We start from the raw sequence: 16152 nt of genomic DNA, 5'->3' as shown, positions 1-16152 counted from the left end.
GTGCCATGCACCGGATCGCTTGCTTCGCGGGCTTGCCCGCTCCCACATGGGATTGGCGCAGGCCTGGGCTCGCGCTGTACCTGTGGGAGCGGCTTTAGCCGCGAACACCGGCGCAGCCGGTGCCATGTACCGTGTCGCTTGCTTCGCGGGCTTGCCCGCTCCCACATGGGATTGGCGCAGGCCTGGGGCTCGCGTTGCACCTGTGGGAGCGGCTTTAGCCGCGAACACCGGCGCAGCCGGTGCCATGCACCGGATCGCTTGCTTCGCGGGCTTGCCCGCTCCCACATGGGATTGGCGCAGGCCTGGGCTCGCGCTGTACCTGTGGGAGCGGCTTTAGCCGCGAACACCGGCGCAGCCGGTGCCATGCACCGTGTCGCTTGCTTCGCGGGCTTACCCGCTCCAACAGGAATCGAGCTGGTCTGGGCTTGCGCGACTCCTGTGGGAGCGGGCGCGCCCGCGAAGGGGCCGAAACGGGAAATAGAAACGCCCCGGGCAAGCCGGGGCGCTCTGGGGATAACACGGTGTGACGCGTTTTCAGATCAACGAATACCCGACTGGCGCAGTGCCGCTGGCTGGAAGTCAGCCTTGCTGGCGCTGAAACCGAAGTCGTAGGCGCGCTTCTCTTCGTTCTTCATGCCCAGGGCCAGGTAACGGCCCGACTGCAGGTCGTAGATGGTCTCCAGGGTGTACCACGGCACTTCCACGTTGTAGTAAGGCTGGGCATGTGCCTCGGACACCCGCCACAGTTGGCCACGGCCGTCGTACTGGTCGATCACCGCAGCCTGCCAGGTGTCCTCGTCGATGTAGAAGTCACGCTTGGCATAGATGTGCCGCTGGCCCGGCTTGAGGGTCGCGACCACGTGCCATACGCGGCGCAGCTCGTAACGGGAAAGGTCCTGGTTGATGTGCCCGGCCTTGATGATGTCGGTGTACTTGAGCTTGGGGTCGTCGAGCTTGAAGGCGTTGGACGCGATGTACATCTCCTTCTTGCCTTCCAGCTTCCAGTCATAGCGATCCGGCGCACCGTTGAACATGTCCAGGTTGTCCGAGGTGCGCAAACCGTCGGCAGCGGTACCCGGGCCGTCGTACGACACTTGCGGTGCCTGGCGCACGCGGCGCTGGCCGGCGTTGTAGATCCACGCCTTGCGCGGTTCCTTCACCTGGTCGAGGGTTTCGTGCACCAGCAGCACGGTACCGGCCAGGCGCGCAGGCGCGGTCACTTCCTGCTTGAAGTAGAACAGGATGTTGCCCGGGTTGTTCGGGTCGTAATCCTTCATCTTGTCGCGGAAGACGAACTGGTCAGAGAAGTACACAGGGTTGAAGGAGCCGTTCTGCTGCGGCGTGGCCTGGGTCACCAGGCGGCTGACGCTGCCACCCCGGTAGCGGGTGATGTGGTTCCAGATCACCTCCAGGCCGCTTTGGGGAATCGGGAACGGTACAGCCGTGCGGAAGTTGCTCAGACCGTTGCCGCCTTCGACCAGAGTGGTCTTGGTGGCGTTCTCCTTGATGGCGGCAAACACGTCGGCCGGCACCGTCGAGCCACGATGGGTCTTGAATACCGGGATCTTGAAGGTGTCCGGGTAGCGCTTGAGCATGGCCAGCTGGCCCGGCGAGAGCTTGTCCTTGTACTGGTCGGCGTTCTGCGCGGTGATGGTGAACAGCGGCTTGTCACTGCCGTACGGGTCGGGCAGGAAACCCTTGGCGTCGGCGCTGCCCGCGCTCTTCGACAGCGGCTCCCACGGGCCTATCGAGCCATCGGCGTTGCCGGCCTTTTCGGCGCCCATCGGAGTCAGGGTACTGCCCAGCTTGGCCGCCTCGTCGGCGGATACTGCAGCCATGACGCTGGTCGCCAGCAGGGACAGGCCCAGCACACCGGCTTGCAGCAGACTTCTGGTCTTGTTCATGTCGTGTCGTCCTGGATCTGTATGCTTAGAAGTTCACGCCGAAGCTGAGCGCGACGAAGTCACGGTCATCCACGGTGGTGTACTCGCCATCGAAGAAGTTGGTGTACGACAGGCTAGCCGTATAGGTGTTCTGGTACTCGGCATCGAGGCCCAGGCTGACGGCCTTGCGGCCTTCCTCGAAGTTGGCGCCAGGGCCCGGCGAGTAGCCGGAGACGTCGTGCGACCAAGCCACGCTGGGTTTCAGGTTGATCCCGGCGAAGACGTCGTTGTAGTCCCAGATGACCCGGGCGCGATAGCCCCAGGAAGTACTGGTGGTAAAACCATCGTTCTCGCAGTTGCGGCTCAGGTTGGCAGTGGAGGCACCAGCACCGGCGCCTGCGATGGTGCTGGCATTGAGTGCCTGACAGGTATTGGCCCCACCCGTGGATGGCAGCGGGCCTGGACCGTACACCGGGTCGCGACCGTAGCGGGTATCGTGTGCGCTCTCCAGGCCACCCACATGGGTGACACCGAGTTCACCCACCACGGTCATGCGGCTGGCGCCCATCACCTGGTCGAAGAAATGCGTGAGGGTGGTCTGGAACTGGGTGATCTCCTTGCGGCGATACCCGTGCAGGTCCTGCCCCGGCGTACCGGTCAGCAGCGAAGCGTTGCTCAACGCGCCGCCAATGGGGCGGACCCCGGCGAACAGAATATCCGTGGTATTGAGTTGCACCGGTGCGTTGGGGCGGTAGCTGAGCTCGCCGCTCCAGGCGGTCCCGGTGGGCAGTGTGGTTGAGAAGCTCAAACCATAAAGGCGGATATCCTCGGGATATTCGACGAAGTACTCGGAGTTACCCGCCACGATCAGCGGCGCCAATGCACGCAGCTGCGCAGGTAGGGCGCTCAACCCGGCGAACACTGAAGGCGGGGCCCCGGTGGCGCTGAAGATTGGCGCGCGGCTGTGGTAATTCATGAAGTAGGCGCCAAACTCGGTGTCCAGCGGCTCGAACATGTAGCGCATGGCCACGCCAAACTGGCCGCTGTCACGCGCGTCACGGTCGGCACCGCGGCGCACCATCACCCCTTCTTCGTTGATGTTCACGCCCCGGGTAGCAAGGAACTGCTGCGCCGCCCCCGGCACTGTGCGGCTGCTGTTGAGCACGCGCAGGTTGTCGGTACAGCCGTCGGCAATGATGTCCGGCTGGGAGAAGAACGTGCCGCAGTTGTCGACGACCGTCTGGTCCCACTCGATCTGGTAGAAGGCCTCGGCCGACAGGTTGTCGGTCAGGCTTTGCGAGATGTAGAACATGTTGACCGGAATCAGGCCTTCCTTGATCTCGGCCCCCGGGCGGCGAAACGCCGACACGTCGATCGGGTTGATCGAGTTGATGCCACCACCGATGAAGGTACTTTCACCCCAGCTCACCACCTGCTTGCCCAGGCGCACCGAGCCTGGCTGATCGCCGATGGAGTAGTTGTGATAGACGAATGCGTCGAGCAGCTCGGCACCGGACGATTTGGCGCCTTCCTTGCGGTTGGAGTCACTGATGTCCTTGAACTCGCGGCCTTCGTCCTTCAGTTCGAAGTCATACCAGTACTTGCCACGGACGAACACGCCGGTATCGCCGTACTTCAGTTCCAGGTCATGGATGCCCTTGAAGATCTTCGAGAAAGTTTCGCCCTTCTTGAAGTTCAGGTGGCCATCGTCGGATGTCTGCGACAGGCCCTTGCCGCCGTTGTTCACCCCGATCAGGTTCTTGTTGGGGTTGGCCGTCGACCAGCTGGCGCCGATGGAGAGCGACGAGTCGAACTGGCCTTCGATTTCACCAATGTTGAAACTGACAGCGAAAGCAGGACTTGCGAGCGTGGAAGCAAGGCTGACGGCCAAGGGCAACTTGGCCCGGCGCCAGAACAGGTTTGCAGATTTCATCGACGCTACTCCATGTACTTTTTTTGTTATGGCAGTGAGTCCTTTCAAGAACGGCCCGAGCGACCGGTTTGCAGGCTTGCGCCCGCGGCGACACGGCTTGCGCATGTCGCCTTCCCCCATTCCTGAAAATCCCCTGGCCCGACTATAGCCAGCAAGGCACAGGCGCTTGATCCCTCTAAAGTGTGATTTGCGCTCCGTGCGGCCAACTCGCTGCAATGTTGCCCCGGCTGCGCGCTGGCAGTGCTAAAGGATGGCGTATTTCTGCCGTTTGGCAAGGCCAAACCCCTCTAGCATGCGGGTCACGTGCTGCGGTACGCGACCCGCATGGCGGTTACAGCGTGGAGAGGAACGCGCTGTTGCTGGCCTGCCACTGGACGATGTCCTGGCGGATGCGTTTCTTGTCGAGCTTGCCGACACTGGTCTTGGGAATTTCAGTAACAACGGCGATCTGGCTTGGAATTGCCCACTTGTTGATATGCCCTTGCTCGACAAATGGCTTGAGGTGTTCCTTCAGTGCCTTGGCATCGATGACCTGGCCTTCGCGCACCACCAGCAGGGCAAACGGGCGCTCGCCCCACTGCGGGTCGGCCACCCCCACCACCGCCACTTCGCGCACGGCCGGGTGGCGGCTGACCAGGTCTTCGAGGTCGAGCGAGGAAATCCACTCGCCACCGGTCTTGATCACATCCTTGATACGGTCGCGGATGTCGATGTAGCCCATGCCGTCGAGGGTGGCGACATCACCGGTATGCAGCCAGCCACCCTGCCACAGCTCCTCGCTCTTTTCCGCCTCCTTGAAGTAGCCCATCGTCAGCCACGGCGCACGCAGCACCAGCTCGCCCTGGGTTTCACCATCGGCAGGCAGGAAGTTGCCGTCGCCGTCGACGATGGCCGCCTCGACCAGCGGCACCGGCACGCCAGCCTTGATACGGTAGGTGACGCGCTCATCCTCGCTGCCGGCCTGCAGTTCGTCGTTGAGGTGGGCGGCGGAAATAAGCGGGCAGGTCTCGGACATGCCATACGCGGCAGTCAGCTGGATGCCGCGGGCCAGGGCGGCCTGGTACAGCGAGCGGTTGAGTGCGCTGCCGCCGATGATGATCTTCCAGCCGCCGAAGTCCTGGCCCTGGGAAGTCGGGCAGTTGAGCAGCATCTGCAGGATGGTCGGCACGCAATGGGAGAAGGTGACCTTTTCCTCACGCCACAGCGTGATCAGCATGTCCGGCTCGTAGCGCCCCGGATACACCTGCTTCATGCCAAGCATGGTGGCAGCGTAGGGGATACCCCAGGCGTGCACGTGGAACATCGGGGTGATGGGCATGTACACGTCGTTGCTGCCCAGCAGGCGCACGCTGTCGATGCTGCCGGTCACCGAAGCTTCGGCCAGGGTATGCAGCACCAGTTGCCGGTGGGTGAAGTACACCCCCTTGGGGTTGCCGGTGGTGCCAGTGGTGTAGAAGGTGGTGGCTACCGAGTTCTCGTCGAAGTCCGGGAAGTCGTAGCGCGGGCTGGCAGCGGCCAGCAGTTGCTCGTACTCGCCCACCAGGTTGGGCAACTCGGCTGTCTTGTCCGCGCCGTCGGTCAGCAGCAGGGTCTTGTCGACGGTGGTCAGTTGCCCGGCGATGGCCTGGTACAGGCCGACGAAGTCGCTGTTGACCAGCACCACGCGGTCTTCGGCGTGGTTCATGGTGTAGAGGATCTGCTCAGGCGACAGGCGCACGTTGATGGTGTGCACCACCGCGCCGATCATCGGGATGGCGAACATGCATTCGAGGTAGCGGTGGCTGTCCCAGTCCATCACCGCCACGGTGTCACCAGCCTTTACTCCGGCTTCGGTCAGCACGTTGGCCAGGCGCGCGATGCGCTCGTTGAGCTGGGGATAGGTCAGCCGCAACTGGTCGCGGTAAACGATTTCGCGGGTCTTTTCGTAGCGGCTGCCAGACATCAGCAGGCGCTTGATCAGCAGGGGGTAGGCGTAGGCGCCCTCGGCGGGCTTGATGATGCGGGTCTGCAACATGGGTATCCCTTTTCTGAAAAGCGGGCCGGACAAGTCTGGGAGTTACTGTAGTTCGCCAATGTGACGGCTAAATCAGCCGAAGGAATGATTTGCATGGCGAAGGTATGAGTGGCGGGCGTTGACGGGCGGCAAGGTTGAGCTAGACACTGCGGCGCTGAGGGCCTATTCGCGGGTAAACCCGCTCCCACAGGTTCTGCACCAGCCTCTGCAATGGTGCAATACCTGTGGGAGCGGGTTTACCCGCGAATGGCCGCGACACCGAAATCCCGCCCATCCCCGGAGGCCTTCATGCCCAGTCCGCGTCGCGCCGTGTTTCTCGATCACCAGTCCCTGGACCTGGGCGATCTCGACCTCTCGCCCCTGAAGCAGCAGTTCGACGAGTTCGAACTGTTCGCCGCCACCCGCCCGGAGCAGGTCGCCGAACGCCTGCAGGGCGCGGTGGCGGTAGTCAGCAACAAGGTCATGCTCGACGCCGCGTCCCTGGCCGCCAACCCGCAACTGAAGCTGATCCTGGTGGCCGCCACCGGCACCAACAATGTCGACCTGGCGGCAGCGCACGCCCAGGGCATCACCGTGTGCAATTGCCAGGGCTACGGCACCCCGTCCGTCGCCCAGCACACCCTCGCCCTGCTGCTGGCCCTGGCCACCCGCCTGTGCGACTACAACCAGGCGGTAGCCGATGGCCAATGGGCCAGGGCCAGCCAGTTCTGCCTGCTGGATTTTCCCATCGTCGAGCTGGAGGGCAAGACCCTTGGCCTGCTGGGCCATGGTGAACTGGGTGGCGCGGTGGCGAGGCTGGCCGAAGCCTTTGGCATGCGCGTGCTCAGCGGGCAGATCCCAGGCCGCCCGGAACGGGCCGACCGGTTGCCACTGGACGAATTGCTGCCGCACGTCGACGCCCTGACCCTGCACTGCCCGCTGAACGAGCACACCCGACACATGCTCGGGGCACGCGAGCTGGCCCTGCTCAAGCCCAACGCGCTGGTGGTCAACACTGCCCGCGGTGGCCTGATCGACGAGCAAGCGCTGGCCGACGCCCTGCGCAGTGGCCACCTGGGCGGAGCCGCCACCGACGTGCTGAGCGTGGAGCCGCCGGTCAACGGCAACCCGCTGCTCGAACCCGGTATCCCGCGCCTGATCATCACCCCGCACAGCGCCTGGGGTGCGGTGGAGTCGCGCCAACGCATCGTCGGCCAGCTCAGCGAGAACGCCCAGGCCTTCTTCGCCGGGCAGCCACGCCGCGTGGTCAGCTGAGCCCGGCGCCCGCCTCTGCTACACTGCGCCACTTTTTTCCAGGAGGCGTCGTCCATGGACCCGCGCAGTGAAGTGTTGCTCCGCCAGGCAGAGCTGTTCCAGAGCCCGCTGCTGCTCGCCGGTGCCCCCGCCGACGGCCTGCTTGGCCAGTTGCCCCAGGCCCGGGCCTGGACTTGGCATGCGGGCGATCAGGCCATGCTCGAAAGCCGCTTCGCCGGGCGCAGCCACTATGCAGTGGAGCCCCCTGAAGTGGCGTTCGACAGCGCCGTGCTGTTCCTGCCCAAATCCCGCGAACTGGCCGCCTACCTGCTCAACGCCCTGGCCTCGCGCCTGGCTGGTCGCGAGCTATACGTGGTCGGCGAGAAACGTGGTGGTATCGAAGGCGCGGCCAAGCAGCTGCAGGCCTTTGGCAAGCCGCGCAAGCTCGACAGCGCCCGCCATTGCCAGCTGTGGCAGGTGACCATCGAACACGCACCAGAAGCCAAGCCCCTGGAAAGCCTGGCCGAACGCTTCGAACTCAGCCTGGAAGACGGCCCACTGCAGGTGGTCAGCCTGCCCGGCGTGTTCAGCCATGGCCGCCTCGATCGCGGTACCGCCCTGCTGCTCAAGCACCTCGACGACCTGCCGAGCGGGCATGTGCTGGACTTCGGCTGCGGTGCCGGGGTGCTGGGCGCAACGGTAAAGCGCCGTTACCCGCAAAACCGGGTAACCCTGCTGGACGTGGATGCCTTCGCCGTGGCCGCCAGCCGCCTGACCTTGGCCGCCAATGGCCTGGAGGGCGAAGTGATCAGCGGTGATGGCATCGACGCGGCGCCGACCGAGCTTAGCCTGATCCTTAGCAACCCGCCGTTCCACACCGGGGTGCACACCAACTACCAGGCATCGGAAAACTTGCTGAAAAAATCGGCTGTTCATCTGCGAAAAGGTGGCGAAATGCGCTTGGTTGCCAACAGCTTCCTGCGTTACCAGCCGCTGATCGAAGGGGCGCTGGGCAACTGCCAGATACGCGACGAGGCGGACGGCTTCCGCATCTACCGCGCAACACGCGGTTAAAAACAGCGCTTGCCGAAAGCGTTTTGCCTAGGCAGAATCCGCACCGTCCTAGGGGAGTAGTCTCCCGCGAGCGCCCAGCTCGCCCGGTACGCGTCAACATACTTGGTCCACAGACCATGGCGCGTGCGACCCACCATGCAAGCCTGCATGGCGAGATCCGCATAGACGGATCCAGGGTTTGACAAGACCTATGACACGCACACCTTACCCGGGGCGGGGAGGCTGTACGTGTCATAGCCGTGTCGACCCGCCCCCGTAGGAATCCTGATGCTGGAATCACTATTGGTCCCCACCGCCATCGTTGCCCTCGCCGAAATCGGCGACAAGACGCAATTGCTCGCGCTCATACTCGCCGCCCGCTTCCGCAAACCCTGGCCGATCATCGCCGGCATCATCGCCGCTACCCTGGCCAACCATGCCGCGGCCGGTGCCGTGGGCGCGTGGGTCGGCAGCTTCTTCAGCAACTCGGCACTGCACTGGATCCTGGCTGCGAGCTTCACTGCCACTGCGCTGTGGACCCTGGTTCCGGACAAGATGGATGACGACGAGAACCCGGCACGCCGCTTCGGGCCGTTCCTGACCACCCTGATCGCGTTCTTCCTGGCTGAAATCGGCGACAAGACCCAGGTCGCCACGGTGATGCTGGCGGCTCAGTATCCGCACCTGGTCATGGTCATTATCGGCACCACCCTGGGCATGCTGATTGCCAACGTGCCGGTGGTACTGGCGGGTAACTTCGCTGCGGACAAACTGCCGCTGACGCTGATCCGTCGCCTGGCGGCCACGGCGTTCTTCGTGCTGGCGATCGTGGCCGTGTACTCGGCGATGAAGGCCAGTGGCTGGGTGGGTTGACTGCTGACGGGGGCCGCTCTGCGGCCCAATCGCCGGCAAGCCAGCTCCCACAGGTATTGCACAGGCCTTGAGGCCGATAGAGCACTCTGTGGGAGCTGGCTTGCCGGCGATTGGGCTGCAAAGCAGCCCCTTACGGTCTTACTTCTTGGCCGCCTGATACAGCGGCATCACCTTCGGAATCGCCGCCTGCAGCGAAGCAATGCGGCTCTGGGACGCCGGGTGAGTGCTCATGAACTCGGGCGGTGCGCCTTCGGACGCCTGGCTCATCTTGTTCCACAGGGTAATCGCGGCGTTCGGGTCGTAACCGGCACGCGCCGAGAGCTCCAGGCCGATCAGGTCGGCTTCGTTCTCGTTGGCCCGGCTGTTGGGCAGGGTCATGGCATAGTTCACTACGGTATCGGCCATGGCCATGCTGCCCTGGCCGAGGCCAAAGAGGGCACCGGCGCCCTGACGCGCCATTTCGACGCCGTACGCCTTGGACATCGCCTCGCGGCTGTGCTCACGCAGGGCGTGGGCGATCTCATGGCCCACCACCGCAGCAATTTCCGCATCGGTGAGCTTGAGCTGATCGATCAGCCCGGTGTAGACGATGATCTTGCCGCCCGGGCCGCAGTTGGCGTTGAGCTCGTCGCTCTTGATCACATTGACTTCCCAGTTCCATTGCGCGGCATCCGGGCGGAACTTGGGGGTCTGGGCGATCAGGCGGTTGGCAATTACCTGTACACGCTTGGCAACTGCGCTGGACTTGTCGAGCACGCCTTTGTTCGATGCCTCACCCAGGGTCTGCTGGTACGACTGGGCGTACATCTGGTTGACCTCATCGGTCGAGAGCATGCTGAACATGTACTGCTGGCGCTCGACGCCGACAGCACCGCCGCTGGTGGTATTCACCGCCTGGCAGCCAGCTAGCAGGATGCCAGCACTCAACAGACTGACGACAAAAGACTTACGCATGAAAACACTCCCTTTTTACATGCGCCGTATCGTAGGCCGAGTCGCCGCTGGGCCGCCATAGCCGCACGGAAGAATTTATTTGCCTGCACCGGCCTCTTCGCGGGTGAACCCGCTCCCACAGGGACTACCCAGGTTTCAAGTTCGGTGCAGTACCTGTGGGAGCGGGTTTACCCGCGAAAGGGCCGTCAAAGGCAATGCATCAAGCCGGGGTCAGGCACTCCGGTGCATCCAGCTTCGGATCGTTGACGAAATTCGCCAGGGCCCGCTCACGCAGCGTCGCCGGCGGGCTGGCCAGCAGCTCGTGCAAACGGGTAACCGGCGTGTCCGGGTCAAGCCAGGCTGCCTGCCCTGCCTCGTCCAGTATCAGCGGCCGACGCTGGTTCATCGCCGCCTGGGTCACCACCGCACAACTCAGCCAAACCTGGTCCTGCACCGGGTAGGCCTCCCACACGGCGGCGAAGTACAGCGAAGCGCCCTCCCCCGGGGTCAGCCAGTACGGGCGCTTGCGCACACTACCGCGCCATTCGTAAAAGCCGTTGGCCGGCATCAGGCAGCGGCGCTGGCGAAACGCGTCGCGAAACATCGGCTGCTCGGCCAGGGTCTCGGCGCGGGCATGGGCGGGGGTTCGGGACAGGTCGGTGAGCCAGGCCGGGGTCAGCCCCCAACGCGCCTTGGCCAATTGCAGCTGGCCGTCGAGCTGGCGCTGGATCAGCACCGAAGCCCCCGGCGAGATGTTCCATTGGGCTGGCTGGCCGACGGGAAAGCCCGGCAGACTGGCAAGAGCCTGGGGCCAGCGAAACAGGGCATAACGTCCACACATGGGCGAATTCAGAACCTAGCAGATCAAGGTACCGGGGAAACTCTCCGGTTCGTCGCCAACCAGTGGCTGGGCGTCATTGTACGCATCGATCAGCTGCCGTGCGTACTCGGCCTGCTCGTCAGCCACGGCAAGCCCCAGCAGGCCCTGCAGCGGCAACTCGCCGGCAGCACCGACCAGGTCACGGCCGACCAGGTGCGCCTCGACCCCCTCGCTGGCGAGCATGCCCGCCAGCATTTCAGCCTCGAGCAGGCTTTCCGGTTCGTAGATACGCTGCATCAGTCATTCTCACCGAATACATCGAGCATCCACTCCTCGCCATGAACCTGCAGCACGAAGCGGATAGGCTTGCAGCAAACCTGGCAGTCCTCGATGTATTCCTGATCGCCACCGGACAGGTCCACCGTGGTTTCGACTTCTTCGCCACAATAAGGGCAATCGTAGATCGCAGTTTCCAGCATCGCGGCCTCCGGGGTGACTTATGCGTATAATTGCCGGTCTGTTTACAGGGCCTGTGTGTGTCCGAGCCGTTTTTCGGAACCCGTCCCTACCTTATTACCCTAGCCGTTTCCAACAAGAGAGCATGATGGGCGAATTCGATGCCATCCGACCGTACGACGACGCTGAGGTCCCTGCCGTTCTGGCACGCCTGCTCAGCGACCCGGCATTCCTCGATATCCTCACCCACTTCCGCTTCCCGCGTGCGGCCGGTGCTCTCGGCTGGTTGCTCAAACCGCTGATCGCCCGCCGCCTGCGCAAGGAATTTGCCGGCGTCACCTGCGTCTCGACCTTGCAGGACAAAGTCGAGTACTACGTCGACCAGACCATCGACCGTGCCACCGACGGCGTCACCTATACGGGCGTGGAGCAACTCAAGGCCGGCACCGCCTACCTGTTCCTGGCCAACCACCGTGACATCGTCATGGACCCGGCGTTCGTCAACTATGCGGTGTACCACGCCGGCCTGCCCACGCCGCGCATCGCCATTGGCGACAACCTGCTGCAAAAGCCGTTTGTCAGCGACATGATGCGCCTGAACAAGAGCTTCATCGTGCACCGCTCGATCAGCGGGCGCCGCGAGAAACTGGCGGCCTACCAGCTGCTCTCGGCCTACATCAACCACTCGATCCGCAACGACGCCACGTCGATCTGGATCGCCCAGGCCGAAGGCCGGGCCAAGGACGGTGACGACCGCACCGACTCGGCGATCCTCAAGATGTTCCACATGAGCCGCAAGGACGAGCCGTTCGGCGCGGTGATCCAGAGCCTGAACCTGACGCCGGTGTCGATCAGCTACGAGTATGACCCGTGCGACCAGGCCAAGGCCCGCGAGTTGTACATCCGCGCCACCACCGGCACCTACAAGAAGGCGCCGGGCGAGGACGACAACAGCATCGCCAAGGGCATTACCGGCTACAAGGGCCGGGTGCACATCAACTTCGCCCCGCCGGTGACCGAGTTCCACGAGGACACCAAGCAGCTGGCGGTGGAAATCGACCGGCAGATCCTCGGTGGCTACCGGCTGTTCCCGGTGCACTACCTGGCCTATGCGATGTGGGAAGGCAAGGATGAGGCGCTGCAGGTGCCGAGCGCCGAGAAGGTGTTCCCGGCTGAGGAACTGGCTCGGGCCAAGGAAGAATGGCAACGCCGCCTGGATGCCTGCCCCGAGGAGCAGCGGCCGTACCTGGTGTTGCAGTATGCGACGCCGGTGCGCAACCAGTACCAGGTCAGGCAGCAGGCGCCGGTTGCCTGATCGATCCCAGGGCTGCTTTGCAGCCCCGGGTTCTCAAACCCAGGTACTGAACCAGGACAGCAGCAACGCCATCGCCAGGCACGAAAAACCGAGAATGTAGAAGTACCGGGGTACCCGCAGGTCGAACGCGTCCACCACCCCATCGTCCACCGCCATGTATTCGCGGGTCTCGGCCTCGCGCCGCCGCGCACTGTGCAGCAGCAACCCGCCCGGGCAGGTCAGCAGCAGCGCCAGCAGATTGATCAGCTTGGTCGGGTGGGCGGCCAGGAACCCCCAGAGCACTTGCAAGGACATCACGCAACCTCGGTATGAGCGACGGCAAAGGCCGGCATTCTACCCAAGTCGCGCCCTGACGCCCGGCCCAGGCGACAAAATGTCATTGAATTTCATCCAGGGCACAGGCAACAAAAAACCCGCTGCCTGGAACACAGGCAGCGGGTTTTGTTTTACAGCTGAAGCCTTACTGCCCCAGCACCTGACCGATGGTCGGGTCCTTGAACATGCGGGTCAGCGCATCGCTCAGCACATCACCCACCAGCTGGGTGTTGGTTTCCTGGTTCGGCGCCATGCCGAAACGCTGGTCCAGCGAAGCACCGTAACGGCCACTGTAGCGGCGGCCGCCATTGGACACGTCGGCACGGAAGGTGGCGCCGATGGTAGCCTCGGTCACGTACAGGTTGTCTTTCGGCGACTGGTACTTCAACTCGGCCAGGGTCACGGTCAGCTGCGGCGCGTTGTAGGCGTTCGGCGTCGGGGTGAAGCCGAGCAGGCGCACGGCTGCTTCGGCCTGGGCCTGCAGCTTGGGCACGATGTCGTTACCGCTGACGCTGATGGTGCTGGTCTCGGGGTACATGCCACCGCGAGTGCCCAGGGACTGCGAGGCCCGGCCGTCAACCACCCGGACCACTACCGGCTGGCCATGGCCGACCGGGGCGAGCTGGGCCTTGAGCGTGGGTTGCGGGTTGAGTTGTTGCGGGCTGTGGGCACAACCGACCAGGCTGAGGCTGGCCACGGCGATCAAACCGAACAACAGACGTTGCAACATGCGCGTTACTCCAGAAAAAGCGGCGAAGGCCCACAGTATACCTAGCCACGCATCGACCAGTCATCGGCCTGGCCCGCTTGTCACAATCGTTTCATCGCCGCGCCCTTATCCTTGCGCCAAGCCCTAACACACAGGACTCGCTGCCATGGCCTCGCTCTGGACCCTGCTCTTCCAACGCCCGCGCCACAACACCTATGCCCGCCTCGATGACGACGGCAAATGCCTGGCCTTCAAGCAATGCAGCCAGGCACCAAGCGGCAGCGGCTGGGTCCAGATCGGCGAAATCCAGCTCGCCTGGCTGGGCCGCGAACTGCCCGCCAGTGCCCGGGTTTGCGCCCGCGCAAGCCGCCGCTGGCACCAGCGCATCCTCGCGGCCTGACAAACGCTGCAATAAAAACCACGAATGGCGACATTTCTGCCCGCGACATCGCTATAATCTCCCCCCGATTATAAGGACGTCTCCTGATCGGGCCCCGCACTCGCCGATTGACCCCGGCAACTTCAACGCTTCGCCCACAGAGAGCCTTCCACTCAGGTCTTGCATCGGCTGTCGTGCCTGCTTTTCCGGCCCTTCACACTGCATGAACCTGCGGGTTGCCATCGCGCAGTCCCCTTTTGAGGTTCACGTCTCCAAAAGAGCGTGAAAAAACGGTTTTCACAACTTCACAAGAGTGTGGCGAGCAAATGAACAGTCTGGCATGTGCAAAAGCGGCAGATGTGTCCCGAACAGCCCTGAACAGGCGGCAAATGCGCTCATCTCGTATGAGTGTCTGAGCCGTTCCATAACGCACGCATGACACCTTGACCATAAGTCGAATTGCCGCACCCGTGGCAAACCGCGTTCAATACCCGAACCCGAAGACTGATTGGCGGTGTCCGCGGAAGTTGCAAGAACTGCGAAAAGTCGGACATGGCGACCCTGGCGAACCCAGGTCCTATGCTGTCAATTAGGTAGCTGTAGATTGTGGAGACGCGTTAAATGGCGCAGAACGAATCGGTTGATGTGGTACTGGTAGGCGCGGGCATCATGAGTGCCACCCTGGCCGTACTGCTCAAGGAGCTCGACCCGACCCTGAAACTTGAGGTCGTGGAGGCGATGGACTCCGGAGCCGCGGAAAGCTCCAACCCCTGGAACAACGCAGGCACAGGCCACGCCGGCCTTTGCGAGCTTAACTACACGCCCCAGGCCGCCGATGGCAGCATCGACATCAAGAAGGCCGTGCACATCAACACCCAGTTCGAGGTTTCGCGCCAGTTCTGGGCCTACCTGAGCAAGAAAGGCAACTTCGGCTCGGCGCGTGCCTTCATCAACCCTGTCCCGCACCTGAGCTACGTCGAGGGTGACAAGGGTGTTTCCTTCCTCAAGAAGCGCTATGAGCTGCTCAAGCAGCACCATGCCTTCGCCGACATGGAATACACCGAAGACAAGGCCGTGATGAACGACTGGATGCCGCTGATGATGCCAGGCCGCCCAGCCGACCAGCACATCGCCGCCACCCGCGTGCTCAAGGGTACCGACGTCAACTTCGGCGCCCTGACCAACAAGCTGCTGAAGCTGCTGGGCGACTCGCAAGACGCCCAGGTCAAGTACAGCAAGAAGGTCGTTGGCCTGCGCCGTAACGGCAAGGGCTGGACCGTAAGCATCAAGGACGTCAACAGCGGCGGCAGCCGTGAAGTGGACGCCCGCTTCGTCTTCCTCGGCGCCGGTGGCGCGGCCCTGCCGCTGCTGCAGCTGTCGGGCATTCCGGAAAGCAAAGGCTTCGGCGGCTTCCCGGTCAGCGGCCAGTGGCTGCGTTGCGACAACCCGGAAATCGTCAAGCAGCACCAGGCCAAGGTCTACAGCCAGGCCGCGGTCGGCGCCCCACCGATGTCGGTACCACACCTGGATACCCGCGTGGTCGATGGCAAGAAATCGCTGCTGTTCGGCCCATATGCCGGCTTCACCACCAAGTTCCTCAAGCACGGTTCGCTGATGGACCTGCCGCTGTCGGTGCGCATGGGCAACATTGGCCCGATGCTGGCCGTGGCCCGTGACAACATGGACCTGACCAAGTACCTGGTCAGCGAAGTGATGCAGTCGATGGAGCAGCGCCTGGAAGCCCTGCGTCGCTTCTATCCGCAGGCCAAGGCCGAAGACTGGCGCCTGGAAGTGGCTGGTCAGCGCGTGCAGATCATCAAGAAGGACCCGAAGAAAGGCGGCGTGCTGCAGTTCGGTACCGAGCTGGTCTCGGCCCAGGACGGCAGCCTGGCTGCACTGCTCGGCGCATCGCCGGGTGCTTCGGTAACCGTATCGATCATGCTGGAACTGATCGAGCGCTGCTTCCCCGAGCAGGCCAAAGGCGCCTGGGCTGCCAAGCTCAAGGAAATCTTCCCGGCTCGCGAGAAGACCCTGGCAACCGATGCAGCCCTGTACCACAAGATCAGCGCCGACAACGACGTGGCACTGGACCTGGTGGAAAGCAGCCCGGCGGCCAAGCATTACGCCTGATTCGGCCGGTAACGAAAAAACGCCCCTTGGGGCGTTTTTTTGTGCCTGGATCTTAGTAAGCCTGTTCCGGCCCTTTCGCGGGTAAACCCGCTCCCACAAGGATCAG

15 protein-coding genes and 1 riboswitch are annotated in these 16152 nt (G+C 63.4%); of the genes, 6 read left to right on the top strand and 9 right to left on the bottom strand.

Going from position 1 to position 16152, the window contains the following annotated elements; genetic code table 11:
- Positions 1-539: 539 nt before the first annotated feature.
- The 3 genes from J5M58_RS14125 to J5M58_RS14115 form a co-directional block, all read right to left on the bottom strand.
- Positions 540-1904, bottom strand: coding sequence for a DUF1329 domain-containing protein (locus tag J5M58_RS14125; protein ID WP_207878480.1), 1365 nt, complete (start codon positions 1902-1904; stop codon positions 540-542).
- Positions 1905-1929: 25 nt separating this feature from the next.
- Positions 1930-3816, bottom strand: a complete 1887-nt coding sequence (locus J5M58_RS14120; RefSeq protein WP_207878478.1) for a DUF1302 domain-containing protein — start codon at positions 3814-3816, stop codon at positions 1930-1932.
- A gap of 331 nt (positions 3817-4147) precedes the next feature.
- Positions 4148-5830, bottom strand: coding sequence for a fatty acid--CoA ligase (locus J5M58_RS14115; RefSeq protein WP_112252005.1), 1683 nt, complete (start codon positions 5828-5830; stop codon positions 4148-4150).
- Between the two features lie 288 nt (positions 5831-6118).
- Between J5M58_RS14115 and J5M58_RS14110 the strand changes: the two genes are divergently transcribed.
- From J5M58_RS14110 to J5M58_RS14100, 3 genes are all read left to right on the top strand, one after another.
- A complete protein-coding gene (locus J5M58_RS14110; RefSeq protein ID WP_207878476.1) occupies positions 6119-7084 on the top strand; it encodes a 2-hydroxyacid dehydrogenase in 966 nt (321 codons plus the stop codon).
- Between the two features lie 54 nt (positions 7085-7138).
- Positions 7139-8137, top strand: coding sequence for a class I SAM-dependent methyltransferase (locus tag J5M58_RS14105; RefSeq protein ID WP_112252003.1), 999 nt, complete (start codon positions 7139-7141; stop codon positions 8135-8137).
- Between the two features lie 39 nt (positions 8138-8176).
- A riboswitch (yybP-ykoY riboswitch) is annotated at positions 8177-8316 on the top strand.
- A gap of 91 nt (positions 8317-8407) precedes the next feature.
- On the top strand, positions 8408-8989 hold the full coding sequence (locus J5M58_RS14100) for a TMEM165/GDT1 family protein (protein ID WP_207878488.1): 582 nt from the start codon (positions 8408-8410) through the stop codon (positions 8987-8989).
- A 138-nt stretch (positions 8990-9127) separates the two neighbouring features.
- Here J5M58_RS14100 and J5M58_RS14095 read toward each other — a convergent pair whose 3' ends face one another.
- The 4 genes from J5M58_RS14095 to J5M58_RS14080 all read right to left on the bottom strand — a co-directional run bounded on the left by J5M58_RS14095 (position 9128) and on the right by J5M58_RS14080 (position 11221).
- A complete protein-coding gene (locus J5M58_RS14095) occupies positions 9128-9943 on the bottom strand; it encodes a M48 family metallopeptidase (protein ID WP_025337703.1) in 816 nt (271 codons plus the stop codon).
- Between the two features lie 199 nt (positions 9944-10142).
- On the bottom strand, positions 10143-10763 hold the full coding sequence (locus tag J5M58_RS14090) for an SOS response-associated peptidase (RefSeq protein WP_112252000.1): 621 nt from the start codon (positions 10761-10763) through the stop codon (positions 10143-10145).
- A 15-nt stretch (positions 10764-10778) separates the two neighbouring features.
- Positions 10779-11039 carry a DUF2007 domain-containing protein gene (locus J5M58_RS14085; RefSeq protein ID WP_133970277.1) on the bottom strand — a complete coding sequence of 87 codons (261 nt, stop codon included), beginning with the start codon at positions 11037-11039 and terminating at the stop codon, positions 10779-10781.
- Positions 11039-11221 (bottom strand): CPXCG motif-containing cysteine-rich protein, encoded by a 183-nt coding sequence (locus J5M58_RS14080; protein ID WP_012270508.1) that lies wholly within the window; start codon positions 11219-11221, stop codon positions 11039-11041. The genes J5M58_RS14085 and J5M58_RS14080 overlap by 1 nt, the downstream gene beginning before the upstream one ends.
- Before the next feature lie 125 nt (positions 11222-11346).
- On the opposite strand from J5M58_RS14080, the gene J5M58_RS14075 reads away from it, so the two are divergent.
- Positions 11347-12513, top strand: coding sequence for a 1-acyl-sn-glycerol-3-phosphate acyltransferase (locus J5M58_RS14075; protein ID WP_112251999.1), 1167 nt, complete (start codon positions 11347-11349; stop codon positions 12511-12513).
- Between the two features lie 33 nt (positions 12514-12546).
- Here the strand turns inward: J5M58_RS14075 and J5M58_RS14070 are convergent, their stop codons facing one another.
- Positions 12547-12807, bottom strand: coding sequence for a hypothetical protein (locus J5M58_RS14070; RefSeq protein ID WP_046616028.1), 261 nt, complete (start codon positions 12805-12807; stop codon positions 12547-12549).
- Between the two features lie 166 nt (positions 12808-12973).
- Positions 12974-13558: a YajG family lipoprotein gene (locus J5M58_RS14065; RefSeq protein ID WP_013970929.1), complete on the bottom strand. Its 585-nt coding sequence runs from the start codon at positions 13556-13558 to the stop codon at positions 12974-12976.
- Positions 13559-13703: 145 nt separating this feature from the next.
- Here J5M58_RS14065 and J5M58_RS14060 point away from each other — a divergent pair, with 145 nt between their 5' ends.
- Positions 13704-13937, top strand: a complete 234-nt coding sequence (locus tag J5M58_RS14060; RefSeq protein WP_112251998.1) for a hypothetical protein — start codon at positions 13704-13706, stop codon at positions 13935-13937.
- Positions 13938-14537: 600 nt separating this feature from the next.
- Complete coding sequence (gene mqo / locus J5M58_RS14055; protein ID WP_025337698.1) at positions 14538-16046, top strand: malate dehydrogenase (quinone); 1509 nt, start codon at positions 14538-14540, stop codon at positions 16044-16046.
- Positions 16047-16152: the final 106 nt, after the last annotated feature.

The organism is Pseudomonas sp. 32_A, from assembly GCF_017490905.1.
Taxonomy (GTDB): domain Bacteria; phylum Pseudomonadota; class Gammaproteobacteria; order Pseudomonadales; family Pseudomonadaceae; genus Aquipseudomonas; species Aquipseudomonas inefficax.
Note: the sequence above shows the minus strand (reverse complement) of the source record. Positions and strands in the feature narration are given on the sequence as shown.